General features: G+C 60.6%; 20 protein-coding genes. 12 read left to right on the forward strand and 8 right to left on the reverse strand.

What is annotated here, in order from left to right; genetic code table 11:
- Window positions 1-76 precede the first annotated feature (76 nt).
- The 6 genes from AB4Y31_RS20295 (at window position 77) to AB4Y31_RS20320 (ending at window position 8313) form a co-directional block, all read left to right on the forward strand.
- On the forward strand, window positions 77-2608 hold the full coding sequence (locus AB4Y31_RS20295) for a type VI secretion system Vgr family protein (RefSeq protein ID WP_368675494.1): 2532 nt from the start codon (window positions 77-79) through the stop codon (window positions 2606-2608).
- Window positions 2609-2613: 5 nt separating this feature from the next.
- Complete coding sequence (locus AB4Y31_RS20300) at window positions 2614-3582, forward strand: DUF4123 domain-containing protein (RefSeq protein ID WP_368675495.1); 969 nt, start codon at window positions 2614-2616, stop codon at window positions 3580-3582.
- A gap of 192 nt (window positions 3583-3774) precedes the next feature.
- Window positions 3775-6501: a T6SS effector BTH_I2691 family protein gene (locus tag AB4Y31_RS20305; protein WP_368675496.1), complete on the forward strand. Its 2727-nt coding sequence runs from the start codon at window positions 3775-3777 to the stop codon at window positions 6499-6501.
- Window positions 6498-7238: a putative type VI secretion system effector gene (locus tag AB4Y31_RS20310; protein WP_368675497.1), complete on the forward strand. Its 741-nt coding sequence runs from the start codon at window positions 6498-6500 to the stop codon at window positions 7236-7238. Before AB4Y31_RS20305 ends, AB4Y31_RS20310 begins: the two co-directional genes overlap by 4 nt.
- Window positions 7239-7280: 42 nt before the next feature.
- Window positions 7281-8018 carry a putative type VI secretion system effector gene (locus AB4Y31_RS20315; protein WP_368675498.1) on the forward strand — a complete coding sequence of 246 codons (738 nt, stop codon included), beginning with the start codon at window positions 7281-7283 and terminating at the stop codon, window positions 8016-8018.
- 40 nt (window positions 8019-8058) lie between these two features.
- On the forward strand, window positions 8059-8313 hold the full coding sequence (locus AB4Y31_RS20320; RefSeq protein WP_368675499.1) for a PAAR domain-containing protein: 255 nt from the start codon (window positions 8059-8061) through the stop codon (window positions 8311-8313).
- Between the two features lie 47 nt (window positions 8314-8360).
- Here the strand turns inward: AB4Y31_RS20320 and AB4Y31_RS20325 are convergent, their stop codons facing one another.
- The gene (locus AB4Y31_RS20325) at window positions 8361-9551 is read right to left on the reverse strand and encodes an MFS transporter (RefSeq protein ID WP_368675500.1); all 1191 of its coding nucleotides are present in this window, start codon (window positions 9549-9551) and stop codon (window positions 8361-8363) included.
- 184 nt (window positions 9552-9735) lie between these two features.
- Window positions 9736-10539: a DeoR/GlpR family DNA-binding transcription regulator gene (locus AB4Y31_RS20330; RefSeq protein WP_368675923.1), complete on the reverse strand. Its 804-nt coding sequence runs from the start codon at window positions 10537-10539 to the stop codon at window positions 9736-9738.
- 36 nt (window positions 10540-10575) lie between these two features.
- Between AB4Y31_RS20330 and AB4Y31_RS20335 the strand changes: the two genes are divergently transcribed.
- Window positions 10576-11193: a GDP-mannose pyrophosphatase gene (locus AB4Y31_RS20335; RefSeq protein ID WP_368675924.1), complete on the forward strand. Its 618-nt coding sequence runs from the start codon at window positions 10576-10578 to the stop codon at window positions 11191-11193.
- A gap of 169 nt (window positions 11194-11362) precedes the next feature.
- Entirely contained in the window at window positions 11363-11962 is a 600-nt protein-coding gene (locus AB4Y31_RS20340) for a lysozyme inhibitor LprI family protein (RefSeq protein ID WP_368675501.1), read from the forward strand.
- A 63-nt stretch (window positions 11963-12025) separates the two neighbouring features.
- On the opposite strand, the gene AB4Y31_RS20345 is transcribed toward AB4Y31_RS20340, so the two are convergent.
- The 5 genes from AB4Y31_RS20345 to AB4Y31_RS20365 all read right to left on the reverse strand — a co-directional run bounded on the left by AB4Y31_RS20345 (window position 12026) and on the right by AB4Y31_RS20365 (window position 19795).
- The gene (locus AB4Y31_RS20345; RefSeq protein WP_368675502.1) at window positions 12026-13093 is read right to left on the reverse strand and encodes a DMT family transporter; all 1068 of its coding nucleotides are present in this window, start codon (window positions 13091-13093) and stop codon (window positions 12026-12028) included.
- 118 nt (window positions 13094-13211) lie between these two features.
- Window positions 13212-14678: a carbohydrate porin gene (locus tag AB4Y31_RS20350; protein WP_368675925.1), complete on the reverse strand. Its 1467-nt coding sequence runs from the start codon at window positions 14676-14678 to the stop codon at window positions 13212-13214.
- A 644-nt stretch (window positions 14679-15322) separates the two neighbouring features.
- Window positions 15323-16336, reverse strand: a complete 1014-nt coding sequence (locus tag AB4Y31_RS20355; protein WP_368675503.1) for a hypothetical protein — start codon at window positions 16334-16336, stop codon at window positions 15323-15325.
- 196 nt (window positions 16337-16532) lie between these two features.
- On the reverse strand, window positions 16533-17939 hold the full coding sequence (locus tag AB4Y31_RS20360; RefSeq protein WP_368675504.1) for an FAD-containing oxidoreductase: 1407 nt from the start codon (window positions 17937-17939) through the stop codon (window positions 16533-16535).
- A 197-nt stretch (window positions 17940-18136) separates the two neighbouring features.
- Window positions 18137-19795, reverse strand: a complete 1659-nt coding sequence (locus AB4Y31_RS20365) for an alkaline phosphatase family protein (protein WP_368675505.1) — start codon at window positions 19793-19795, stop codon at window positions 18137-18139.
- A gap of 264 nt (window positions 19796-20059) precedes the next feature.
- On the opposite strand from AB4Y31_RS20365, the gene AB4Y31_RS20370 reads away from it, so the two are divergent.
- The 3 genes from AB4Y31_RS20370 (at window position 20060) to AB4Y31_RS20380 (ending at window position 23005) form a co-directional block, all read left to right on the forward strand.
- Window positions 20060-20956 (forward strand): LysR family transcriptional regulator, encoded by an 897-nt coding sequence (locus tag AB4Y31_RS20370; RefSeq protein WP_368675506.1) that lies wholly within the window; start codon window positions 20060-20062, stop codon window positions 20954-20956.
- Between the two features lie 115 nt (window positions 20957-21071).
- Window positions 21072-22238, forward strand: coding sequence for a CaiB/BaiF CoA transferase family protein (locus AB4Y31_RS20375; protein WP_368675507.1), 1167 nt, complete (start codon window positions 21072-21074; stop codon window positions 22236-22238).
- Window positions 22235-23005, forward strand: a complete 771-nt coding sequence (locus tag AB4Y31_RS20380) for an enoyl-CoA hydratase (RefSeq protein WP_368675508.1) — start codon at window positions 22235-22237, stop codon at window positions 23003-23005. The genes AB4Y31_RS20375 and AB4Y31_RS20380 overlap by 4 nt, the downstream gene beginning before the upstream one ends.
- On the opposite strand, the gene AB4Y31_RS20385 is transcribed toward AB4Y31_RS20380, so the two are convergent.
- On the reverse strand, window positions 22974-24122 hold the full coding sequence (locus AB4Y31_RS20385; RefSeq protein WP_368675509.1) for a 3-deoxy-7-phosphoheptulonate synthase: 1149 nt from the start codon (window positions 24120-24122) through the stop codon (window positions 22974-22976). The two genes, AB4Y31_RS20380 and AB4Y31_RS20385, sit on opposite strands and share 32 nt — an antisense overlap.
- Window positions 24123-24288: 166 nt before the next feature.
- Here AB4Y31_RS20385 and AB4Y31_RS20390 point away from each other — a divergent pair, with 166 nt between their 5' ends.
- Entirely contained in the window at window positions 24289-24672 is a 384-nt protein-coding gene (locus AB4Y31_RS20390) for a RidA family protein (RefSeq protein WP_018440114.1), read from the forward strand.
- Window positions 24673-24674: the final 2 nt, after the last annotated feature.

Consider the following 24674-nt stretch of genomic DNA (forward strand, 5'->3'; position numbering starts at 1 on the left):
GCCCGTCGCGCCCCTCCTCTAGAATGGCATCCGCGAAAAATATCGCGCCAAAAGAAGAGCCGAGGGAGCGCGTTGAATGAGCTTGCGAAGTATCTCAAGTACGTTACGGGGCGGTTATGCGCAATATCAACGGCTGATCAAGCTCGATACCCGGGCTGGGCCGGATCGGCTGGTCCCGTTGATGGTAAAAGGCACAGCTCAGCTTGGCCGAGACTATACATTCACGGTCGAAGCGGCCGCGGTGCGCGACGGCGACCCCATCGATCCGCGTGACCTGCTCGGCGAGGCGGTGACACTATGGATTCAGCAGGCCGGTGGCGCGTATCTGCCGATTCATGGCTATGTGCATGACTTCGTCGAACTGGGAACCGACGGAGAGTGCAATTACTATCAATTGCGCTTTTCATCGTGGCTCTACTTCCTTGGCCTGCGCCGTGACATGCGCGACTGGCAGGAGCAGCGTGGCGAAGGGATCCTGACCGACGTGTTCGCGGAACACCGCCAAGCGGTCCGCCGCTACCGCTTCGAGTTGCGCAAACCGATGCCTTACTACTCCTATCGCATGCAGCGGGAGTATGACCTCGACTTCGTCTATCGCAGTCTGGAGGAAGCCGGCGTATTCGGGCGGTTCGAGTTTTCCAACGACGGCAAGTCGCACACGCTCGTCATCGTGGATAGTATCGGCGCACTTCCGCCGCTCGAGCAGCAGGTCGTATCGCTCGGCCACGCGGGCGCCGGCGAAGAATTCGATGGTTTCGTGTCCTGGCGGGAACGGCTGCGCTTGCAAAGCGCGCGGTTTACCGCGAGCACATTCGACTACAAGCGGCCCAATCTGTCGAAGCGCGTCCAAGCCGACACATCGACTCCCGAATCCCTGCGTGCGCAGGGCGAAATTTATGAATACACGGGCGCCTACGGCTGGGGGGCACGCGAGGACGGCGAGCGTCAGGTCGCCAACCGAGTCGAAGCATGGGAATCCCAACTGCAGCGTGTCGACGCCATAGGGGGACTACGAGCGGCGTTCCCTGGCTACTGGTTCACGCTGTCTCGCAACACGACCCAGACTGGCGGCTCTTCGGGCGACAACGAATATGTGATCCTCGGTGTGGATTGGGCGATCCGTAACAATGTGCCCGGCATGAACAGCTACCCCGCCTTCGACGACAGCCTGCGCGAGGAGATCGAAGCCCAAGCGCTCACGAAAACAGGCTCCACCATTGCACATTTCGATGGCAGTCTGGGCTTCTTTCAGGTGAAAGTGGAACTGCAGCCGCGTCGCGCACCGTTCCGGCTGCCCCGCGAGCACCGCAAGCCGGAGATGTCGCTCATGAGCGCCATTGTCGATGCTGCCAATGGAGAAGAAGTCTCGACCGATCGTCTGAACCGCGTCAAGGTGCGCTATCCCTGGTATCGCGACTCGCGTGCTTCTTGCTGGGTGCGGGCGGCGTTTGCCGACGCGGGAGATCAGCGCGGAGCCATCCACCCGCTGCGTGGCGGCGACGAAGTCCTCATCGACTTCCTCGGCGGCGATTGCGATCGGCCCGTCATCGTCTCGCGCGTCTTCGGCGGCGCCAGTGAACCCGTATGGCACACCAACGGGCTCCTCTCGGGTTACCGCTCGAAAGAGTACGGCGGGAGCGGCTACAACGAGCTCGCAATGGACGACTCGACCGGACAAAATCGCGTCCGACTGTACTCCACCAGCTACCAGACGCAGCTTCATCTCGGGTATCTCATCGACCACACGAATAACACGCGTGGAGCATTTCTCGGAAGCGGCTTCGACTTGAAGTCGGATGCCTATGGTGCAATCCGAGCGGGCCAAGGACTCTATGTGTCGACGCATCCAGCGTCAGCCGTCCAGCCGCTAAACGTGGCCGCGGCCAGCGAGCAGCTCACGGGCGCGGAAAGCGTAGTCGACATGGCATCGCAAGCGAGTACGGCAAACCATGCCGAGAGCCTCGACGATGGTCTGCACGCGCTGAAGCGCTTCACGGATGCGACGCGCTATAGCGTGACGGGCAGCATGGGCAGCGGTGGACGTACCGCTGGGGGCGGCACCGGTAATGCGAACGGCTTCGCGTTGCCGATCATGTTGCTTGCGAGCCCCGCAAGCATGGGTTTGTCGACGCAGGATTCGATGCAGGTGGCGGCGAACCAGCACGTGAACGTCGTCAGCGGTCAAAGCACGCACATTGCAACAGGGAAGTCACTGATTGCAAGCGCCATGGAGAAAGTCAGCCTGTTCGTGCAGAACGCTGGCATGAAGCTGTTTGCTGCCAGGGGCAACGTCGACATACAAGCGCAAAGCGATGCCATCACGGCTTCCGCATTGAAGGACATCACGATTACGAGCACCGATGGCCGAATCGTGCTGTCGGCCGAGAAGGAAATCTGGATCGGCGCGGGCGGCTCGTACATCAAGATCACCGCTGACGGAATCGAGAACGGTACGTCGGGCCAGATCGTCGAGAAGTGTGCGAGCTGGGACAAGCCGGGACCGGCCACGATGCGGATGCCCACTCAGATCGTCAGCGCGCCCAAGGGCTGCGCATGGAAGCTGACCTCAGCGTCGGGCGACAGCGCCTCTAGCGTTGCACTGGATTAAAGGCCATGAATGCATCCGACGATCAACGCCATGCGGACGCGGAATCCGCGCAAATCGAGGCGGCCACGATCGCGCTGCGCCGACATTTCGAGCGCCAGCATCGTGATATGCATTGCCTGCTCGTAGTGGACTCGGGAATGCGAGCGTTACCACCAGCAAAAAAGGGCAAGCCGACGTTTGACGACTTGCCTCGCGCTGTCATCGAGGTCGATCATCCGGCGTTTCCCGCTGAGCATCGGCCCTATCTCCTGACACTCGATTTGTCGCAGCCGCAAGATTGCATGTTGCTTTTCGACAGCGTGCGCGTCGCTTACCACGATCGACGCCCCGATGACGTCGTGCAAGGACTCGGACAGCGGATCGGCGGCTGGCTGGCAAGCTCTTTACCGGCCGATGAAGTCGCTGCGCACTGGTCCAAATATTTACTGCAGCAGGACGGCCGCGCGCGAACCTGCGCGCTGCGCTTTTACGACGCGCGCGCGTTGAGTCTGCTCTGGCCGGTGTTGACGCTCATGCAGCAGGAGACGCTGCTCGGTCCCGTCAAAGCGTGGTATGCACTCGATGCCTGTGCCGAACTCTGTACGTACAAAGGGCTGTATCCGCAGTCGCGGGCTGAACTGCTGCTCAAGCCGGGGCAGTGGAATGCGATCCACCGACATGGCCTGATCAATCGCGCATTGGCGCTGCACATGGCGGCAACGGGCCGGCAACCGACGCCTGACGAAGTGAAAGCGGCCGTGGCGAGCGCGGAACGCGCCGAGCACTTTGGATTGACTGACAAAGACGACATGATCGCTTTTATCGGACATGCCCTAGCGTGGCATCCCTACTTCGATAGCCATCCACGCATCTTGGAGGCTTTACGCGAAGTCTCGACGGACTGCTTCTATACCGCCGCTGTCAGCGAGATCGGGCCCGAAGAGATCGGGGACATCAGGAGCGGCAGCTGGCTCGCCGGACCAAGAACGGCATAAGCCGACCGTGGGCGTGAGACGAGATGAAGAACGCGAAATGAAATGCGATAACTGCGAAAAGGCGGGTTTGCCGATACTTCCGGTGCGCTACGCAGTGCTGCCCGAGAAGGCGCCTGTGAAGCTGCCCGAGGGCCTCAGCGGGCACCGCGTGACCGATGTGACGCTCACGGGGCACCGATACGGTGTAGGACCTTGCGTGAAGGCTGGGTCTACCTTTTCTACGAGCGAGGCGCCCGCGGCAATCGCTACTGGGAGGCGTACCGGGTGACCGAAGACGGTCGCCTCTGGAAGCAATCTCTGCCGCTGCCGCGAGAGCCCCATACAGATCCAGCCTGCGCTAAGGCGGGCATCGCGGTGCCGATGGACATCATCGCGATCGAGCAGCCGCACAAGTGCGGCAAGGTCTACATCGCGTTTTCCGAGCACACTTGGCATCAGGAAGTTTTCGAGCAATACGCAAACGATGCATTCGCGGCTCTGCGCGAGCACCGCATGCAGGCTATCGAACCGGCAAGCTGGATTAACGGCGGCGCGGATCCGCATGGGCATGCCGTGGAGGCCACCGAACGCCGGATCGATGACGTCGTCGAGTACATGCCCGGCTTCGATCCCAAGCAGCTCGAGCTACCCGCGGCGCCCCATCCCTCAAAGCCGGCGCCACCGTTTAGCGATGCAACAGGGGCTTACAAGTCGGAATGGCTTCAAAAAGAAACGACTCGCTATCCATTGCATATCCGGCAAGCCACGCCGGATTCCGCGAGCGCGGCGCTCGTCAAACTCATGCACGCCGTCGGCGAGACGGCCGACGGGAAACACCATCGGCCGATGATGCTCGGCTTGTGGGATGCCGTCGGTGTCGTGCATGAGCTGAACGGTTTCCGCAACGAGCCGCTCGCATGGCTGAACCGATATGCGAGCGAAGAACGGCGCTTGCAAGTCGCGGCGCTCAATGACATTGAAACGGCGCACCGAGTCGTTCGCTCCAAGGAGGAACGGGAGTTGAACACTCAGGAGGACATGGCGAAACAGGCACAGGAGATGACCGGACTCGGGCGACCCGGAGCGCGGGCGGCGTTGGCCGCGCAGCGCGTGCAGGCGCTGGCTAGCGCGTCACCGTCCCGCGTCGAGCAGATCAATGCCTACTACGACGACATGAATTGGATGACGGTCAACCAGATTCCGGGCAGCTATCAAACCCGCCTGTATCAGTTGGCCCGCTCAACCAACGCGGTTAACCCTACTGCGTTTGCGAATTACACTAATCCCGAGCGCGATCGAATCATGGCCGATGCGCGCGCTTACGCTCAGGCGAAGCCCGGTTCGCACGATCGCACCTTGAACCAGATGACGGCTTACCGATGGTCCGTGTACGAGGCACGCCTCGATCGACCCGCGATTAATTTATTCAGCCAGCATTACCGGGCGCTACAGCACGACGTTTATACGTTGCAGGAAACGCGCAGCGACGACGTGGGCCAATGGCTGCTGAAGGCGCCGTTGCTGTTGGACACGCTCGAGGATTACAACTCGAACGATATGGCCGATAGTCTGGCGCTCGAAATTGTGGTGAGCGAGGCGCTCTGCGGTCTGGCGAATACCCCTAAGGGAAAGAACATCGTCGACGCCCTCGTCAACAAGTGGGATCCGACGCAGGCCGAAAGTTTGGTTTGGCGCGTGATTGCGTTAAACAAGATGACTGCCCGCATCGAGTTGCGCAAGGTGCTGGAAACGGCGCGAGCCCACAAGGACTCGCCGCTGGACAAAGGTTTCGATACGGTGGCGAGCGCAGCGGCCGGGGCCAAGACACTGATCGGCTATTACAAGAATTTGACCCAACTGTCGCTCGAAACCGACGAGAAAAGGATCACCCCGATTGGCAACCTGCTGCGGAGGCTCGAAATCGACCAGTTCGGCATGGTCGTTGGCGATGCGATCTTCGCCAAATTTCGCGTCAATCAATTGGGCGACTTTGTCGGCGAGAAGATCATACAAACGCTGCTGCTGCAGCGCGCGGGCGTGTCGTATGAAGACGCGATGGCCTTGGTGCGCAAGCAGGCGGAAGTCGAACATGCGAGCCGGCAGGAGACGATCCAGCGACTTCTGAAAACGCGTGGGCTGCTGCGCGCGCCAGCGCCAGAGGGATCTGCTCCAGCTACGCAGGCGTTGTACGACGTATGGGGGAAGGTCAAGCTCAACGACGATGGCGTGAAGCAATTGCGGACGCAGCGGATCGCCGTAGTCGCAGCGCTGCTGGAAGCCGTCAACTTCGCGCACCTGTTAGCTGGTGCGCCGGATAACGATACGCGACTGAAGCTCGTGCAGTCGGGCGCGTCACTGTGCGCTTCGGTTATTACCATCGTTATGTCGCCGTATTACGCCACACTTAAGGAATCTATCCGCGGGCAAAGTTGGAAGTTCGTCGGCGGCACGCTTGGCGGCGCGGCAACAATGATTTCCTCATGGATGGATTTTGGGAGTGCTTTGGAAAAGTACAAGAAGAACGAGTTCGATCTTGCCTTGGTCTTAGGTGTCAAATCATTTGGAGAGTTTGTTTCCGGCACAGCAATGCTGATCGATTCCATCAGCACCGCGGCGCCATTGCTCAAGAAACTAGCCGCGCGCTTCGGCACTGAGACTGTTATGGCGGCCGTCGAAACCGTCACGGAACGAGCAGTCGTCATTGCAGGCATGCGCGCAGTGGGGATCCTAATCGGCTGGGAAGCTACCATTTTCCTGCTTGTGCTCCAAGCCTTGGCCGATTGGCTTACGCCAGACGCGTTAGAAGCGTGGTGCTCCCGCTGCGCTTTTGGTACTGGACGCGAAAGCTTGTTTCGCGTCGCCGACCATAGTGTCGACAAGTACACTGACGCCGTCCAGCAGGACAGGGACTTTACAGACGCTATGGCTAAATTTTCATGAAAAAGATCGAGCCTGACATCCCGACCGTGCTATTGAGCGGGACTATCTCCAACCTCCGTCGCGCGCGGCGCAGTCATAACTTCGTGTTGACGCAGTCGCAACACTGGCAAGTCGGGGCGACCGCTTTGGGGGCGACCGCGATGGGCATGGGAGCGGCCGGCATCGGACTTCTCAATATGGCCACGAACTCCGAGGAGGAAGCCGATTGGGTACAGTTTGAATTAGATGGGAAACAAATTGACGGCTGGCTGTGGATGATGCCGATGCGCGACGGCGATAAAGTCGAAGTCGTGGCGCAACAAGTGCGTCAGGATCAATACATCGCATACGCGGTAAAGCGCGAGGGAGATGAACTATTAGCGGTTTACCCGCATACCACCGCAGGCCGAAAAGCACATTATAGGAATATGAGAAGAATGATGTGGAGATCGTTCTTCGTTGTTTACCCAATGTTTCTCGTTATGACCTACTTTGCAAGCAAAAGAATCGGCGGGATATCATTAGCTGATTTTGCTTATCTAAATAGTTGCATAGGAATTTGTGGATTTCTTATGTTCAGCATCCTTTTTTATCGCGCAGCTCGAAGATTGGTGCGCTTTGCGTACCTGGCAGAGACCATCTTCGGCGCCTACGGTTGGCCAGACGTTGAGAACATTGACCTGCGCAAGACCTCGCGCGAGAACCGTCGGGAAAACAGACTACCCAATTACGGCAACTTCTATTTCCGCTACAAGTGACGGCCCTGTTGACAACGCCATCGCCGCGATTTCAAAGCTTTCATGCAGAAAATCAAGCCTGACATCTCCACCGTGCTGTTGTGCGGGCGCATCGCAAACTTGCAGCGCTCGAGGCGCAGTCACGACTTCGTCTTAAGTCAGGCCCAACAATGGCAGGTGAGCGTCACCGGTTTGGGCGCAGCAGCAATGGGCATGGGAGCAGCCGGCATCGGGCTCATCAATATGGCTGCCAACTCGGATGAAGAAGCCGACTGGGTCGAGTTCGAACTAGACGGGAAACATATCGAAGGATGGCTATGGATGATGCCAATGCGCAACGGCGACAAGGTCGAAGTTGTAGCACAGCAGGCCGGTGAAAACCAATATCTTGCCTTCGCGGTAAGGCGGGAAAGCGATGATCTGTTGGCGGTCTACCCGCACGCAACAGCGGGCCGAAAGGCACATTATAAGAATATGATGCGAATTATGTTGTGGACATTCTGTATCGTCTACCCAATCTCTATTGTTGCCTTTTACTTGGCTGGAAATGGGTTTGGCGGAGACCCGGTTGGCTTCTTTTCTGATATGACACTATATGGAGCAGCCGGACTAATAGTGCTTATCGCAATATTTTATCGCACGGGACGCAAATTGATGAGTTTTGCGCATTTAGCCGAAACAATCTTCCGCGCCTATGGATGGCCGGACGTTGAAAAAATCGACCTGAGAAAAACTTCGCGCGAGAACCGCCGTGAAAACAAGCTACCGAACTACGGAAACTACTATTTTCGCTACAAGTGAGGGTAGATGAATCTACTGCAGGAAGACGAGGAAACCATCCATGATCAATCTCATTCGCGTAGGCGACGACACTGACCACGGCGGCAAGGTGATCACCGGCTCGCCGACGATGAGCTTCGATGGCCGCTTCGTGGCGCGCAAAGGTGACGAAGTCTCATGCCCCAAGCATCCGGGCATCGAGCCAAACATCATCATCGAAGGCGACGAATCGATGACTGACGAAGGCGTTCCGATCGCGAGGCACGGGCACAAGGCAACGTGCGGCTGTCATTTGATTTCGAGCCTCATATCGTGAGCAGAGTACCCGATGGTCCCGCAGATATCGCGACCCGACAGCCTCGCCTACGAAGAGGCCCGGCGAGAAAATAGAAGCCCGATGGTCGCAAGAGCAAACCCGGCCCCTGCATAAAACGTAGTCGCAGCACCGAGTCGGTCCCACAACTCGCCTGCGATAACGCTGGAAACAAGCGTCACGATCCCGCTCACCAGATTGAAGAACCCGAACGCAGTGCCTCGAAGGTGTGCCGGGGCGGCGTGGGAAACCATCGTAGCGAGCAGCCCCTGGGTCATACCCATGTGCAATCCCCAGAGCGCGACGCCGGCGATTACTACGGTCCAATGCGAGCCGTGCGCAAGCACGATATCAGCGACCATCAACACAATGAGACCCGCAGCCAATAGTTTCCGGTGACTCATTGCATCGGCGAGTTTGCCAAACGGATAGGCCGACAGCGCATAGACGATATTCATCGCCACCATCACGAGCGGCACCAACGCAACGGGAACGCCGCTCGCCATCGCTCGCAACACAAGAAACGCCTCGCTGAACCGTGCCAGGGCGAACACAGCGCCAACGACAACGACCCACCAGTAACGCGCGCCCAATTGCTCGAGGTTATGCCAGCGAATCGGGTTGACTCGGCGTGTGCCGGGCTCCCTCTCCGGCTCTTCCACCCCAACGGTCAACAATCCGACGGCGATCAAACCGGGCACGACGGCGACCCAGAACGCGAGCCTGAAGTTGTCGGCGGACGCAAACATGATGGCGACCGCGAGTAGCGGCCCCAGAAACGCACCGACTGTGTCGAGCGATTGACGCAGCCCATACGCCGCACCTCTGAGATTAGGCGGCGTAACGTCGGCAACGAGCGCGTCGCGGGGAGCCCCTCGAATGCCCTTGCCAACGCGATCGATCACGCGCGCGGCCACGACGACACCGATGCTTGGGGCAACGGCGAACAGGGGCTTGCTCAACGCACCCAGCCCATATCCCGCAACCGCGAGCCATTTCCGATTGCCGAGATAATCGCTGAGAGTGCCCGAAAACACTTTGACGATCGGAGCCGTCGCCTCCGCGATACCTTCGATGAGCCCAATGGCCGTCGCGCTGGCACCGAGCGTCGCCATAAGGAACATAGGTAACAAGCTATGGATGATCTCGGACGAAACGTCCATGAAGAGGCTGACGCAGCCCAGTATCCATACACTGCGTGGAATCTGTCGAAGAACACTGATACGCGGTTCGGTTTGCATCGGCAATAGCGCTGAACGAGCTTGTCATCCTCGATATCGGCGCAGTATATCCGCTCCGTATTTCAGCTCTGCCAACGGAGGGCAAGCGTACTGTCGGAAATCGTTGGAACCGAAGGAAAGCCTTGCGCCACACATGTCACGCGGGAGACACCGCCAAATCTTGCACGAATAGCGCGAATCTGCGCTACGCGCGTAGAACGGTCACCCCCGCTTTCTCGATGGGATCGGTCAGCTTCGAGTCAGCCGATTCCTCCACGATGATCGTCTGCGCCAACCCGATATCGCCGATGACATACGGCGAGGCGGCATTGAGCTTAGCGGAAGACGCCAGCACGACAGTCTCCGCCGCGCGGCCGGCGAGCGCCCGTTTGATGTAAGCCTCTTCGAAGTCGCCCGTGCTCAAGCCGGCCTTCGGATGCACGCCTGTTACGCCCATGAAGTAAATGTCCGCATGAATGTGCGACACGGCCTCCACGGCCGCGGCGCCGACCGTGACGATCGAATGCTTGTAAAGCCGTCCGCCGATAAGCACTACTTCGATCGACGGATGATCCGCAAGCGCGACCGCCACGCTTGGGCTGTGCGTCACGACGGTCGCCGAGAGATCCGCGGGGAGGCTGCGCACCAGGTGCGCCGAAGTGGTCCCGCCATCGATGATGACAACCTGCCCCGGCGCGATCATTGCGGCGGCCCTGCGTGCAATGCGTTGCTTCACGGGCGACTCCATGTCCTCGCGTTGCGCGAACGGCGCAACCGCCGGCGATGCCGGCAACGCGCCTCCATGCACGCGCTGAAGCAAGCCCTCGGCCGCCAGTTCACGCAGATCGCGGCGCACCGTATCTTCAGAGACATCGAATCTGACGCTGAGCTCGGTTGCCAGCACTTGTCCATCGCGCTTGAGCGCATCGAGGATCGCTTTCTTCCTTTGACTAGTCAGCATGGTCATGCACGAATTATCTTGAAATTGCACGAATATGCACGCTAGTATAAGCGATGTCGGACAACGGAGGGAACCAAAATGACGATGACGTCGATGAAAGACCGCGTGCGCATGATCGATACGCAAGTTCTGGCGGATGACTGGTACGTGCTGCGGAAGGTGACGTTCGATTTCCTTCGCAGCGACGGAACGTGGCAGCGTCAAAGCCGCGAAACCTACGATCGCGGAAACGGCGCAACGATCCTGCTCATCGATCCTCGCTCGAGCAACGTCGTATTGACGCGCCAGTTCCGGATGCCGGCGTTCGTGAATGGATACGACGGAATGTTGATCGAGGCCGCGGGCGGGCTTCTCGACGATGCCTCGCCCGATGTGCGCATTCGTGCGGAGGCGGAAGAAGAGACCGGTTATCGGGTGACGCACATTCGTAAGGTCTTCGAAGCATTCATGAGCCCGGGGTCCGTCACGGAGAAGCTTTACTTCTACATCGGGGAATACGACGCATCGATGCGCGTCGGCTCCGGCGGCGGATTGAAGGACGAAGGCGAAGATCTCGAAGTCATCGAAGTGCCATTACGAGAGGCGCTTCGGATGATCGAAAGAGGCGAAATTATTGACGGCAAGACGATCATGCTGCTCCAATATGCCGCACTGCACGAACAAGAGCTTTTGTCGGTTCACCGACACGACCGCCGCGGTTGAGCCGCAAGAACTGGTAACAAGCTCCCGATTCACGCCGCACATGCGAGCTTTCGGTCGGTGCGTCCGCGCTTATCTTCGTTGCCGTCGGGGCACGGACGCCGATCTCTCAGCGGAAAGGCGCGGCCATGCCCGCGATGCCATCCCCGAGCTGCACAACGAGAGGTCGCCCATGATTCGTCACATCGACAAGTCCGCATTTCATCCACGCCGGCGCGCGGCTGCGTCGGTTATCGTCCCGCTCGTCGCGCTAGCGGCGACGATTCAACTCGCCCACGCGGCAAGCTTCAAGTGTCCGCACAATGCTTCGGTGTCCGAAAAGCTGATATGCAGCGATCCACAACTGTCGGCGCTGGACGATAAGCTCGCCGTCGTTTATCGGCTCGCCAAAAATGCCGCCCCGGTGCCCGACGCGATAGAGGCGGACCGAGTCGCTCAATGGCAATGGCGCCAACACAACTGCACGGACAAGGCCTGTGTCGCGGACTGGTATGAGCGACGCATACGCGAACTCGCTGCCGACATTGCGCATGGGCGAAGCGCGGAAGTCACCACGCTTGCCGCCAACATGGCGGAACAGCACATCGAACCGGAAGCGAGGGCCGCCGTCGTTCAGTTGAAGGGTTTAGGCGATGCAATGACCATCGACAGCAACGGCAATCCGCGAATCGATCAGCGATCGGCAGCTTGCGCAAGCAAGCCCGGCCCCGATAGTTGCTTCGTTTCGAGCGCCCATGAAGCCGTCGCGGGATTGGACAAAAAGGAAAAATAACGGAAACGTCACGAAGACAACTCGCGCGGAGACGTGGTCCGTCCGCGCGGAACCGGACGCTCGTCAATGCCGGTGCCGATGATGAATGTCGGGGAAATGCGCGTGCGAATGCGTGATCGGCAGATGCGAATGCGGATGCACATGCGGCTCGTCACCGCTGTACGGAAAGTCATGCTCGTGCTGGTGATGTTCGTCATGACGATGCCGATGCGTGTGCGTCAGTGGTTCATGAGTGTGCTGATGCTCGTGTCGCTCGCGCACATGGAGCCAGACTCCGATAGCCATCAACCCTGCCGCGATCCAGAACAGCGCCGGCGGCCACGCGGGCCAGATCGCAAGCGAAAGCACTACGCCGAACAACGGCGCGACCGAAAAGTAAGCGCCCGTTCGCGCCGTTCCGAGGTGGCGCAGTGCCACGACGAAAAGCACAAGACTCACCCCGTAGCCCGCGAACCCGGTCAGCATTGCGGCCGCGATCGCAAGCGCGGACGGCAGATGCGCGCCCGCGACACATGCGATCGCCAGGTTCACGGGCCCCGCGATCAACCCCTTCAGGCCCGCGATCACCATTGCATCGTTCGTCGACACTCGGCGCGTCAGATTGTTATCGATAGCCCAGCACAGACACGCGCCGACGATCAGCAGCGCACCGGTAGCCAACCCATGCCCGCCCGGCTGCCATGAAAGCAGGACTCCTCCCGCGACGATCGCGATCATCCCGAGGAAGATCTGCAGATCGACATTTTCGCGAAAGACGACCCACGCAATCACCGCCGTCAGCACGCCTTCGAGATTGAGCAGCAGTGAGCTCGAGGCAGCGGGCGTCGTCGACAGGCCGAGCATCAGCAGCGCGGGGCCCGCCACACCACCGGCCACGATAGCGCCGGCCAGCCAGGGAAGTTCGCTTTTTTGAATGCCCGCGCCATCGATGTGTTTGTTGCCGGTCCGGTCTACTGACAATCGGCGAACGACAATGGCGATGCCCAACCCTAAACCACTACCGAGATAGAAAAGCCCCGCCACCATGAATGCGGACGTCGATCCGAGCAACGCCTTGGCGAGCGGCGTTGCCGCGCCGAAGAGCGCCGCGGCGACGAGCGCCGTCAGAATCGCAGTAAATCTCGGGTTCATCGCAGCAGCCAAATTGATGGATCACGGTCGAATCGCAGCATACCCGATCGCAATCAGCCTTTCGATGCGGCTATCGAAGGGAAGCATCGAGGCGCCGGCAATTCGACAACGCGGCAACTTAGAACGTCACGACCGTCCGCAACCCCACCACCGCTTCATTGCCGATTCGCGCACCGCCTTCGCTCGGATTCGGAATACCGCCGCCCGGCCGGAAGAAGTACTGGAAATCCGCCTGCAACAGCCACCATGGCGCCACCTGATACTGGTACGTGGCCTCGACGACAGTTTCGGCGGAGCGCACCGGATAGCCGGGCGTGGTCAATGCGGCCGTGTCGCGATCGAGGGCGCTCGCGCTCGCACCGATGTTCGCATAGCCGACAGCAAGGCCGACCGAATCGTTGTCGCGCCCCTTGAACGGCGCCTTCAACACGACGCCCGCATCGACGTTGAAATTGACGACGTTGCGGTCGCCCGGCGCGCCCATCGCGCGAGTAAACACGCCCAACGACCGGGGGCTGTCGGGGCTCGGGCGCCAGACCATCTGATCCGCCACGGCATAGACGCTCCAGTTGCCGCGATGCGTCGCGGGCACACCGCTCGAGAGCGGGCTCGCCAGCGAGACGCCGGCGCTGTCGTAGTGCTGATCGGAGAAGCGCGCGTTGTTATACCAAAAGCCGATCTTGTAGGTGCCCGGCAATCCGCTTGGTTGTGGCGACGCTGAGCCGTCGGCCGGCGGCTGGTTGATCGCGTACTGGAGTTCGCCGATCAAGAGTGCACCGTTGTGCAGATTGAACGTCGTGCCACTGGCGTTCAGCTTCTGCACGTCGCCAGTGCCGGGCGCCGGATTGCCATCGAAGATGCCGCCCAGCACGGTCAACGAATTCGTCGGCTTGAAACGCAGTCTCACGCCGAGCGACGACAACGGGTAAGCGGGTCCGCCGGCGGGCATATCGGCAGCGGGCAGCACGGGCCAGCCGAACGTCGCGTTCACGAACGTCGCCGAATATTGGCTGACGATGAATTCCTGGTCGAGACTTTGCTGACCGACCTTCACGTCGAGCTTGTCGCCAAGCGACTGCTGATACCAAAGTTCCCACAAGCGCGTCGTGGCCTCGGCCTCGACGCCGCTCACGCTCTGCAGCGCGCCGAGGTGCGACGCGGTGATGCCGCGGCCATGGATCTGCAACGCGTCGACGAAGAACTGACCGCCCTTGATCCCGAACGCCTTGTCCATATCGACATTGAGGCCGACCTGTGTGGCGCCGTCGTAGGCAAGACCTCGCTTGAACCCGCCCGTGAGGTTTCCGAAAAGCTCGCTCGTTTCCTGAATGTTCAACGTCACACCGTAGTTGCCCAGCCAGGTCCGCAGTCCACCCATATCGCCCAGCAGGTTCGAGCGCTCCCAGAACCCGGTCGGGGCCGGCGGTGCTGCAGGTGTTTCAGATGCGGGGGCCGCGGCTGTTTCGGCTGAGTGTGCGGCCGCCTCGGCGGGCGCGGAAGCCGCCGCGACGACAGGCGCCGAAACAGCCGTGCTTTGCGTTTCCGCACTGGCCGCCTCCGACGCGGATTCCGCATAAGCGGGCATAGCCGCGCCCGCGCTGAGCGCGAACGCGAGCAATGCCCCTGCGTAATAGGACGGCGTCACCGTCGCGAAGGCGGCGCCGGCAAACGCGGAGACGCGACGAACCGGCATGGATGCGCTGTCACGGAGAATTGGCAGGGTTTGGCGAACGAATATCATTGGTCTTCTCGATAGGGATTTGAACCGCGCCGGTTCATGCGTCCGCGAACCAGCAGGCGCGACCGGCAACGTCGATGCACACTGGCACGCGCCCGAAGCACGCGGCGAACGGTCGAACAAAAAGGAAGCGGCTCGAGAAGGACCGTGGGCATCGGTCCCGAAACAAGCGCGCTGACCCTGCAATCACGGTCAGCGGCACAGGAGATCAGACGTCGCTAACGCACGATTGCGAAATGGCTGCCGGCTCTCACCGGCCGACAAGATCGACTACTACATGCGTCCACGAAGGACTCCTCTGTTGGAAAACAGGGCGGATTCTATGCGCGGTACTTCCGCTCCTGCAAGTAAAAAAATCGTGACAGTCGGATGTCTGGAACAATCGCATTGCCGCGCGGCGCGGCAGCGGTACTGCTGCGTTGTTGGAATGCCACAGGCACCGTCATCACAGACGAGGCCGTTCGCTTCGCTAAGCAACGGATCCTCCAACGCTACTCGGCATTCGTGGTGAGCTGTGCGGCGACGAACTCCTCGCCGATCGAATCTCCAGCCGCTCCGGCATGCACTGCGGCCTCAGTCCATAGCTCGCTGTCGGGAAACCAGAAGGCGTCGCGACGAGGGGGCGAAGCGAGTACAACCGGCAACGCGGGATTGAATATCTTCGACCAGGCCGACAAATACGACGGCGTCTTCACGAGAAATCCGCAATTCGAGAGCAGCAGGCAAGTCAGCAGTGCTTCACGAGCGATTTCCAATCCGGGGTAGCCTGCAAAATGCACGGGCACATTGCCGCTCGCCAGGTATTTGGCCGGCGCGACCTTGACGCACACGCCAAACGGCCAGTCCAGAAAATAATCGATGAACTCGGGCTCGTCGCTCGAAATGAAAATGCTCGTCAAATGCGGATGTGAATCAAGGACGGACGCGACGAGCGTGCAAAAGCGCTCCCACGAAATCGTCTCGGCTTCCAGCCTCTTGTCCGTGCCTCTATAGTGAACCGCGAGCGTGGATTCGCCGAGCTCCAGTGCCTGGCTGATCGCCGCCACCTCCTCGGCAATATGCGCGGCGGGACGGTAATGCGAGAGAAACAACTTGCTCGCGCTCTCGATCCTCAGCTTTTTTTCATACTTGTTGCGTAAGCCGAGGTGAACCAGATCGTTGACTTTGGACGTCCGGATTTGTCCGGGCTGCAACGCGGCGCGCGGCTTCTGGACCGTCTCGAAGAGCTCCGAGAACCAGTCGACCTTCCCGTCGGGGTCTCCATAGATCTTTCCGCGCGCGGAGATCCGGGGAGTCAGATGCTTTGTCTCGCAATGCATGAGGACGAACAGCACCATCTGCAACACCGAAAAGAATCCGGATACCTCGTAGATATCGATCGAGAAGACATCCTTGTTGAGACGCTGCCTGGTATGTACCGCAAGGCGCGCAGGCGTACCGACGAAATATTTGAATCCCTCGCTGCGGCGGATCTTTCTCACGAGATCCAACACGTCTCCGTACATTCGCACTCCTAATCGATCAGACCATTCCCGCGAAATCTTCGCCGCCTGCCGGCCGCGTCGGGAACGCTGCGTAATGATAATGGGGCGGCAAGATCCGCAGGACAAAGTTACTCCGCTGTGTGATGTCACGCACATTGGGATCGGTAATTGGAGGGCCGCCGCGTGGGCCGCGGATCACGAGGCGCCTGGCTCGCGGTCAATCTTCGGATCGATCGGCCGGCGATTCAGTCATTGGCTTCAAATCGCCGAGCAAGGTCGGCAGCAACTCGCAGACGGTGGGGTGGATGTGGACGGCACGCTGAACGACCGTATAAGGGGCCTTCGCATACATCGCATCGAGAAGGCAATGGATCGCTTCGTCGCCGCCCACCCCTAGAATCGCAGCGCCAAGAATCTCTTTGGTATCGGCATCGACCGTGACTTTCATGAAGCCCTGCGTCTCGCCCTTTTCGACCGCGCGGCCCACGCGTGTCATGGGGCGAATGCCGACGAGCGCGTTGCGGCCCGCATCGCGGACTTGGTTCTCCGTCATCCCGGCTCGCCCGAGCGGCGGATCCACGTAGAGACCATATGCGACGATACGGTCGCGCACGCTGCGGTTTTCACCGTCGAGTAGGTTGGAGGCGACGATCTCGTAGTCGTTGTACGAGGTATGGGTGAAGGCGCCCCGTCCGTTGCAGTCGCCGAGCGCCCACACACCCGGCACGCTCGTATTCAATTGATCGTCGACCGTGATATAGCCGCGGTCGTTGGCCTCGATTCCCGCGTGTTCGAGCCCGAGGTCGTCCGTGTTCGGCGTTCGCCCCACTGCAAGCAGTAGATGTGAGCCGACGACTTCGCGTTTGCCTTCCTTGCAATCGAGGTTGACGGCGATTCCATTCCCGCGCTTTTCGGCCGCCATGCACTCCGCGTGCGTTTCGATTCCCACGCCGTCGTTGCGCAGGATCTCTTCCACCGCCTTCGAGACGTCCTCGTCCTCGCGCGAAATCAGTCGCGCGCCTTTCTCGACGACCGTCACCGCGCTGCCGAAACGCCGGTACATTTGAGCGAACTCGAGACCCGTATAACTGCCGCCGACTACGATCAGGTGCTCGGGCAGGAAGTCGAGATCCATCATCGTCGAATTTGTCAGATAGTTGACTTGGTCGAGCCCCGGCATCGGGGGAATGAACGGTCGCGTCCCGACGTTGATGAAGATGCGCTTCGCCGTAAGCAATTCGTCGTTCACGCGTACAGTGTCGGCGGATTCGAAACGCGCGTGACCCTCGATCACGGTGCAGCGCGCAAGACCTTTGAGCCAGCGCTCGACGCCTTTGCGCGAGCGCCCCGAGATCTCGTCTTTGCGCGCCTTGACGCGCTTCATGTCGACCTCGACGGCACCGCCTATGGTCACACCGTAATCGCTCGCGCGACGCGCGAGATGGGCCGCGTAGGCACTCGCGACGAGCGCCTTCGTTGGAATGCAGCCCGTGTTCACGCAAGTGCCGCCGAAGAGATTGCGCTCGACGATAGCAACTTGCATCCCCGCCGAGGACAGCCGGGCGGCGAGCGCCGGCCCGGCCTGGCCGGTGCCGATGATGATCGCGTCAAATTGAGTGGTCATGCTGCTTCACCTTCGCCAGTTATCACTGCGGTTCAGCGAATGCGGTCAGTACCGCATCGATTCGATCTGAACCATGATAGGCGAAGCATGCATGACACACAGGTGATTCGATCGCCAACGCAAGCCGGAGACCGGCGTTCGCTTGTGAGCGGCGGCGCGGCGCAGCGCGGCGCGGCGATCGTGTGCTTCGGCTTCTCTTACTCGTCGTGCTCGTGCCCATGACCCAGGCCCAGCCCCGGCAAGGCACGCGTACCCTCTTGCGCGACCGAGTGCAGAAACTCGGGCTTCAGATCGAGCAGACGCAGGATCGTCGGCGCCACCTGAGTCGTGTGAACGGGCGCATCGATCGTGCGAGCGTGACGAATGCCGGGGAACGAGACGACGAGCCCCAGATGGCTATCGTCCGGCGCGTTACCGCCGTGCTCTTCGTCCTTCTTCGTGCTCGACGTATAAATGACGCCGGGGTTCGGCTGCACGATGATGTCGGGCGTGCGTCCCGCCGCCGGATCGCCGAAGCGCTCCGCGAGGCGAGACCCAGAGAGGATGTACGCTTGCGGCCCGTCAGCGCAGATGCCGGGCGCATTGCAGCCGAGATTCGCGTTGAGCGTCGAGACGACGGCGTTCAACTGGCTGCGGTCGCGCAGCCAGATGAGGCCGACGTCATCCGTCTGAACAAAGCCCGTGCCGACGAGGCCCGTACCGTCATTAAGGTTGCCGCTCGCCGTATTGTTCTGGCCGAAATTGCCGTTCGGGTCCAGGTAGTTGTTGGCTTCGAGCAGTTTCGTCAACGTATCGCCATTCTTGACGAGCTTCGTGTGATCCGTCGGCGATTGGCCATGCTTCGCCGTGACGATGATTGCCGTGCTCGAATAGAGATTGCGTTGCTTCAGCTCGGAAACAAAGCGGCCAAGCGCATCGTCGACATAGGCGATCGCATTCGTCACGGCCGGGCCGGGCGTGAAGCTGGCGTCGAGGTAGCCGCCGCCTTTGGCGACCGGTGCCTTCTGCGCCACACTCAACGTCTGGAAATTCGTGCCGAAGAGCGTCGGCACCGAAGCGCTCGCCGTACCCGTCGAGTTTTTGCCGTCGATCTGATTGATGATCGCCTGCACGTGGTAGTTGTCGAACTTCTCGGTGTGCGAATAAACGTCGGTGTAGTCCGTGCCCGTCGCGGGATCGATCGAGTTGATCTCGGTGCGCGCGAGGTCGTCGACGCCCTTGCCCGACGGCCCGTTCAGCCAGTCGTAGCCCCATGCGTGCTTGTCGGCCCATGCCGTGCGTGCGCCCGCAACGTGCTCTTTCACGACTTCAAAGATCGTGTTCGTCTTGACGTAGTTGTGCGGATAGACCGGCACGCAGGAGCCGCCCACGAGCGCGTGCGGAATCGCCTGCGGATTGAAGGCGCCGCCGCCGTCGAGATGGGTCAGCGCGCCGCCATTCTCGGCATCGATGCCCGTCGTCTCATCGAATACGACGTTCCACCCCTGCTTGCCCGAGCAGGTCGTGTCCGAGGGGGCGTAAAGCGTGCGGTCGTACGACACGTCATAGAAGAGGCCCGCGCTCTTCGGCGAGCCGCCCGTGACGAGCGCGGCGAGGCCGGGGAACGAATCCGACAAGCCAGGCGTGTATGCATTCGTGTAGGTCACGCCGGATTGGGCGAGCACCGCGAGATTGGGGCACGTGTTCGCGCTGATGCAGCGCGCAACGTCCTGCTCGTGCAGGCCGTCGATGCTGACTAGCAGCACGTGCTTCACATCGGGCTTCGGTTCCGCGTGCGCGGCCGGATGAACACCCACTGTAATCGCGCCAGTTGCCAATAGCGCGCCGAACAAAGACCGCCGCTTGCCATTTGTCATTCCTGCCTCCTTGTTATGCAACAGAACGGGACTGCGTAAAGGGCTGAATGTGGGCCATCGGTAAGAATCGGTAATGACAACGAGCTTTCAGAAAGCTATCGACGATGGCAGTAAGGCGAGGAGGGGGTCGACGAAGGCGATGATCGATCGCTGTGTATGTCATCGCCGCCGGCGACGACTTCGCGCGAACCGAAGCGCGCTCGTCATTCGCGCGTCCGCGTGCTACAACCGTCTGGCGAATCGATCGCCCACCCCGGAGCCATAGTGAAAATCGACACGACCACCGTCCGGCTGGTCCTCGCCATCGTTGAGGAAGGCAGCATTTCGCGAGCTGCGGACAAACTGAATCTCGCCGTCGCGGCCGCATCGCGCCGCGTGTCCGACCTCGAGCAACAGCTCGGCGCAACACTCTTCAGGCGGGTACCTCATGGCGTCCAGATCACGGAAGCCGGCGACAAGCTGCTCCAATACATTCGGCAAATCGACAATCTCGTCGACCGCCTCGAAGGCGATGCGCAAGCGCTCCAGCACGGTCTCGACGGACGCATCATTATCGGCGCGCCCAAAGCCGTCATCATCGAATTCCTCGCTCGCGACATTGCCGGCCTTCAGCGCAAGTACCCGGGCATCAGCCTGAAAATCGTCGAGGAGAACAGTAAAATCGTGCAGCAATTGCTGCGCGACAAAGTCATCGATATCGGCATATACGAGAAGAAGAGCGGCTTCCTCGATTTACCGCAGTCACTGTACAGGCAAGACCGGCTCGTGCTCGTTTATAGCCGGCCGCATTTTCGATTCGCCGAGAAGCCCCTCGGCATCGACGATATTCTCGATATTCCGATCGTCAGTCTTGGAAAGGGATCGGCGATCTTGTCCGCGCTGCAACGCGCCTATCGGAGCCGCGGACGGCATTTCCCCAACAATTTCACCGCGAACGGGTTCGACACGATGCTGGCCATGGTGCGCCATGGTCTCGGCGTCGGTTTGATGCCGCCCGAGGTCTTGCGCAGTTTTCATCCCGAGGAAACGCTCGGCTCAGTGCAGCTCGAAGGCGACTGGCATCACCGCAGTTACGTCCTCTCTGCCGTCGATTGGCACGCACAAGAGCAAACACTGCGCAACGTCGTTGCCGAGCTTCTCGCCCATTCGCAGGCCGAATAGCGCGGCGAGGTTTCGCAATCGGCGAAATCAGGCATGATGCGCCGATGCTTGCGAGAGGCGCCGCCCTGGCGGACAGTTGGGCGTACAACCCATTCCCATTGGGAGGAGACGCCAAATGACGAAAGCCGCTCAGTTGCCGCTGGAAGGGATTCGCGTACTCGACGTAACCCAGGTCATGGCGGGTCCGTTCGCCTGCATGATGCTCGCCGATGCCGGCGCGGACGTGATCAAGGTCGAACCGGCCGAAGGCGACCAGACGCGTAGTGCGATGGGCTTCAAGATGAAGGGCCCCGACAGTATGGGCTTCCTGAACCTGAATCGAAACAAGCGCTCGATCGTGCTCGACCTCAAGAGCGACGACGGGCGCGAGACCTTCTACGAGCTGGCGAAGACCGCCGACGCCATCGTCGAGAATTATCGGCCGGGTGTCGTGCAACGGTTGCGGATCGATTATGAATCGATCCGCAAGATCAATCCGAAAATCGTGTACGTCAGTATTTCTGGTTTCGGGCAAAGCGGGCCTTGGTCTTCGCGGCCCGGCTTCGACCTGATCGCGCAGGCCATGTCGGGCGTGATGAGCGTGACGGGCTATAAAGGTGGAAAGCCGGTCAAATGCGGGGTGCCCGTCGCCGATCTCGGTTGCGCGCTCTTTGCCGTCTATGGCCTGCTCTCCGCTTACATCGGTGCTCAGAAGACGGGGGTCGGCCAGCATATCGACGCGTCGCTCCTCGATTCGGCGATGGCCTTCGCGATCTGGGAGATGTCGGATTACTGGGGCACGGGTGTGCCCCCGGCTCCGCTCGGCACCGGCAATAAAATGAGCGCGCCCTATCAGGCCGTCAAGGCGCGCGACGGCTATTTCGTCATGGGCGCAACGAACCAAAAGCTATGGACCAGGCTCTGCGAATTGCTGGAGCGCCCCGACCTCGTGAAGCATCCGGATTTTGAAACCGTCTCGCTGCGCCTGAAGAATCGCGAGGCGATGATCGAGATTCTCGAGCGGGAGTTCGCCCGGCGCGACAGCGCCGATTGGGTCGACGCCCTGCTCGCTGCCGGCATCCCGGCCGGCCCGCTCCTCTCCTATCCCGAGGCCTTCGAGAGCGAGCACGCTCAGCACCGTCGCATGCGCATGGAAATCGATCATCCGGTCGAGGGCAAGGTCAAGAACATCGGCTTCCCCGTCAAAATGCTCGGCACGCCGCAACAAGTGCGCCGCCACCCGCCGCGCCTCGGCGAGCACAACGACGAGATTTTCGCGGAGATCAAGAGGAGAGCGTCATGAGCGAGGAGATCGGGCTTGTCGTGCACCCGTCGGGTGCGGCGGAAATCGTGATCGACCGCCCCGAACGGCACAATGCCATGACGATTGCGATGTATGAGTCGCTGCTCGCGCTCATCGATCAATGCGCACGTGACCGCGATGTGCGCTGCATCCTGCTCAGAGGCGCCGGTGGAAAGTCGTTCGTTTCGGGGACGGACATCGGCTACTTCAAGGACTTTCGCGAGGGCCGCCAGGGCGTGGCCTACGAGGCCCTTATTGAACGCGTGATCGGCGCCGTCGAACGGATTCCGGTACCCACGATCGCCGTCATCGACGGCTGGGCCGTCGGCGGTGGCCTGGCCCTCGCGACCGCGTGCGATTTCCGGGTATGCAGCGATACTTCGCGGTTCGGCGCACCGATCGCGAAGACCCTGTCCAATACGCTTTCGTCGCGCAATATCGCGCGGCTGCAGGCAGCCTTCGGCGTGCCTCGTGTGAAGAAAATGCTGATGCTCGCGGATTACCTGACGGCGCGCGAAGCGCTCGATTGCGGCTATGTCTATGAGGTTTCGGCGCAGGATGCGCTCGAGACTGCGGCGCGCACGCTCGCCGAACGGCTCATGGCACTTTCGGCGGTCACGCAAAAGGTGGTCAAGGAAAGCCTGCGTCGCATCGTCGTCGAGCAGCGGCTCGACGACGAGGACCTGATCGAAGAAGTTTACGGCAGCGTCGCTTTCCGGGAAGCGGTTGCCGCGTTTACTTCCAGTTCGACGAAGAAAGGCCGCTGACTGCCTTGCGCCGCTCGCGAACCGCGTTCGCCAGCAGATCGAGGACAGGCTCCGTTTGCGACCATGCCAGACAGGCGTCGGTGATCGAAACCCCGTACCGCAGCGGCACGCCCGGCTTCAAATCCTGGCGGCCCTCTTCGAGATTGCTCTCGATCATGACGCCGATGATCCGCTGTTCGCCCTGCGAAAGCTGTCGCGCCAGATCCTGCGCGACTTCGATCTGGCGAATATGCGACTTGCCCGAATTCGCATGCGAGCAATCGACCATGACTTGCTCTCGCAGACCCGCCGCCTTCAATACGCCGCAAGTATCCACGATGCTGGCGCTGTCGTAATTCGGCCCCTTCTTTCCGCCGCGAAGAATGACGTGCGCATCGTCGTTGCCGCGCGTTTCGAAGATCGCCGCCATGCCCATCTTCGTCATGCCCATGAAGGCATGGCTCGCACGCGCCGCGACGATCGCATCGGCGGCGATCTGCACGCCGCCGTCGGTGCCGTTCTTGAATCCGATCGGGCTGCTGAGGCCCGATGCGAGTTGACGGTGGCTTTGGCTCTCGGTCGTGCGCGCGCCGATCGCGCCCCAGGCAATCAAGTCCGCGATGTATTGCGGACTGAGCAGGTCGAGAAATTCGGTACCCGCCGGCAACCCGAGGCCATTGATATCGAGCAGCAGTTGCCGCGCGCAGCGCAGCCCTTCGTTGATGCGGAAGCTCCCGTCGAGCCTCGGATCGTTGATATAGCCCTTCCATCCGACCGTCGTGCGCGGCTTCTCGAAATAGACGCGCATGACGATGTAAAGGTCGTCCTTCAGTGCATCGGCCGCGGCTTTGAGCCGGTGAGCATAGTCGAGGGCCTGGTCGTGGTCATGAATCGAGCAGGGACCGACCACGGCGAGCAGCCGATCGTCACGGCCGTGCAGGATGTTGCCGATGGTTTCGCGGCTGCGCTCGACGAGCGCCTGCACTTCGGGCGATACCGGCAGTTCGTCCTGCAGCAGCGCGGGTGAAATGAGCGGACGGACGGCGCCGATGCGGACGTCGTCGATGCGGGTCGTGTCCTGCGTAACATCGGCAACGCCTACCTCTTTGTCGTGCAGAGGATCGTCGATGCTTCTCATGGAAAATCTCCGGAATATGCGGGCGCAGGCGTGATTATCACTCACTTCGGGGGCCGTCGATCGGAGCCCGTCGTCCCTCTTAATGAGAATCGCTCGAACCCGCCGCATTGGACGAGGAACTCCCCAGCGTCTACACTCGGCCGCATATCAACAGCCGGAGGCTTTCATGACAGAGCGACAGCGGATTTCATCGGGATCGGAATTCGAGGAACTCATTGGCTACAGCAGGGCCGTTGTCGAGGGCGACTGGGTCTTCGTTTCCGGAACGACCGGATTCGACTACCAGGCGCGGACCATCTCCGACGACATCGTGGAGCAGACGGAACAATGCATGCGCAACATTGGCGACGCGCTGAGCAAGGCAGGCGCGACGTTCGACGATGTCGTGCGCGTCCGTTACATTTTGCCTGACCGCAACGATTTCAAGGCGTGCTGGCCCGTTTTGCGCCGCTATCTCGGGAATGCGCGGCCGGCGGCGATGATGATCGAGGCCGGCCTGTTGGACGAGCGCATGAAGATTGAAATCGAAGTGACGGCGAAGCAGCGCTAACG

The sequence above is a fragment of the Trinickia sp. EG282A genome (assembly GCF_040965455.1).
In the GTDB taxonomy this organism is placed as follows: Bacteria; Pseudomonadota; Gammaproteobacteria; order Burkholderiales; family Burkholderiaceae; genus Trinickia; species Trinickia symbiotica.

Bases quoted from the DNA above. Each gene is read 5' to 3' on its own strand.
- AB4Y31_RS20320 (WP_368675499.1), top strand. From the start codon at position 8,059: ATGATCAATCTCATTCGCGTAGGCGACGACACTGACCACGGCGGCAAG.
- AB4Y31_RS20385 (WP_368675509.1), bottom strand. From the start codon at position 24,122: ATGAGAAGCATCGACGATCCTCTGCACGACAAAGAGGTAGGCGTTGCC.
- AB4Y31_RS20355 (WP_368675503.1), bottom strand. From the start codon at position 16,336: ATGTACGGAGACGTGTTGGATCTCGTGAGAAAGATCCGCCGCAGCGAG.
- AB4Y31_RS20340 (WP_368675501.1), top strand. From the start codon at position 11,363: ATGATTCGTCACATCGACAAGTCCGCATTTCATCCACGCCGGCGCGCG.
- AB4Y31_RS20315 (WP_368675498.1), top strand. From the start codon at position 7,281: ATGCAGAAAATCAAGCCTGACATCTCCACCGTGCTGTTGTGCGGGCGC.
- AB4Y31_RS20390 (WP_018440114.1), top strand. From the start codon at position 24,289: ATGACAGAGCGACAGCGGATTTCATCGGGATCGGAATTCGAGGAACTC.
- AB4Y31_RS20350 (WP_368675925.1), bottom strand. From the start codon at position 14,678: ATGCCCGCTTATGCGGAATCCGCGTCGGAGGCGGCCAGTGCGGAAACG.
- AB4Y31_RS20310 (WP_368675497.1), top strand. From the start codon at position 6,498: ATGAAAAAGATCGAGCCTGACATCCCGACCGTGCTATTGAGCGGGACT.
- AB4Y31_RS20300 (WP_368675495.1), top strand. From the start codon at position 2,614: ATGAATGCATCCGACGATCAACGCCATGCGGACGCGGAATCCGCGCAA.
- AB4Y31_RS20335 (WP_368675924.1), top strand. From the start codon at position 10,576: ATGACGTCGATGAAAGACCGCGTGCGCATGATCGATACGCAAGTTCTG.
- AB4Y31_RS20380 (WP_368675508.1), top strand. From the start codon at position 22,235: ATGAGCGAGGAGATCGGGCTTGTCGTGCACCCGTCGGGTGCGGCGGAA.
- AB4Y31_RS20295 (WP_368675494.1), top strand. From the start codon at position 77: ATGAGCTTGCGAAGTATCTCAAGTACGTTACGGGGCGGTTATGCGCAA.
- AB4Y31_RS20365 (WP_368675505.1), bottom strand. From the start codon at position 19,795: ATGACAAATGGCAAGCGGCGGTCTTTGTTCGGCGCGCTATTGGCAACT.
- AB4Y31_RS20345 (WP_368675502.1), bottom strand. From the start codon at position 13,093: ATGAACCCGAGATTTACTGCGATTCTGACGGCGCTCGTCGCCGCGGCG.
- AB4Y31_RS20375 (WP_368675507.1), top strand. From the start codon at position 21,072: ATGACGAAAGCCGCTCAGTTGCCGCTGGAAGGGATTCGCGTACTCGAC.
- AB4Y31_RS20325 (WP_368675500.1), bottom strand. From the start codon at position 9,551: ATGCAAACCGAACCGCGTATCAGTGTTCTTCGACAGATTCCACGCAGT.
- AB4Y31_RS20360 (WP_368675504.1), bottom strand. From the start codon at position 17,939: ATGACCACTCAATTTGACGCGATCATCATCGGCACCGGCCAGGCCGGG.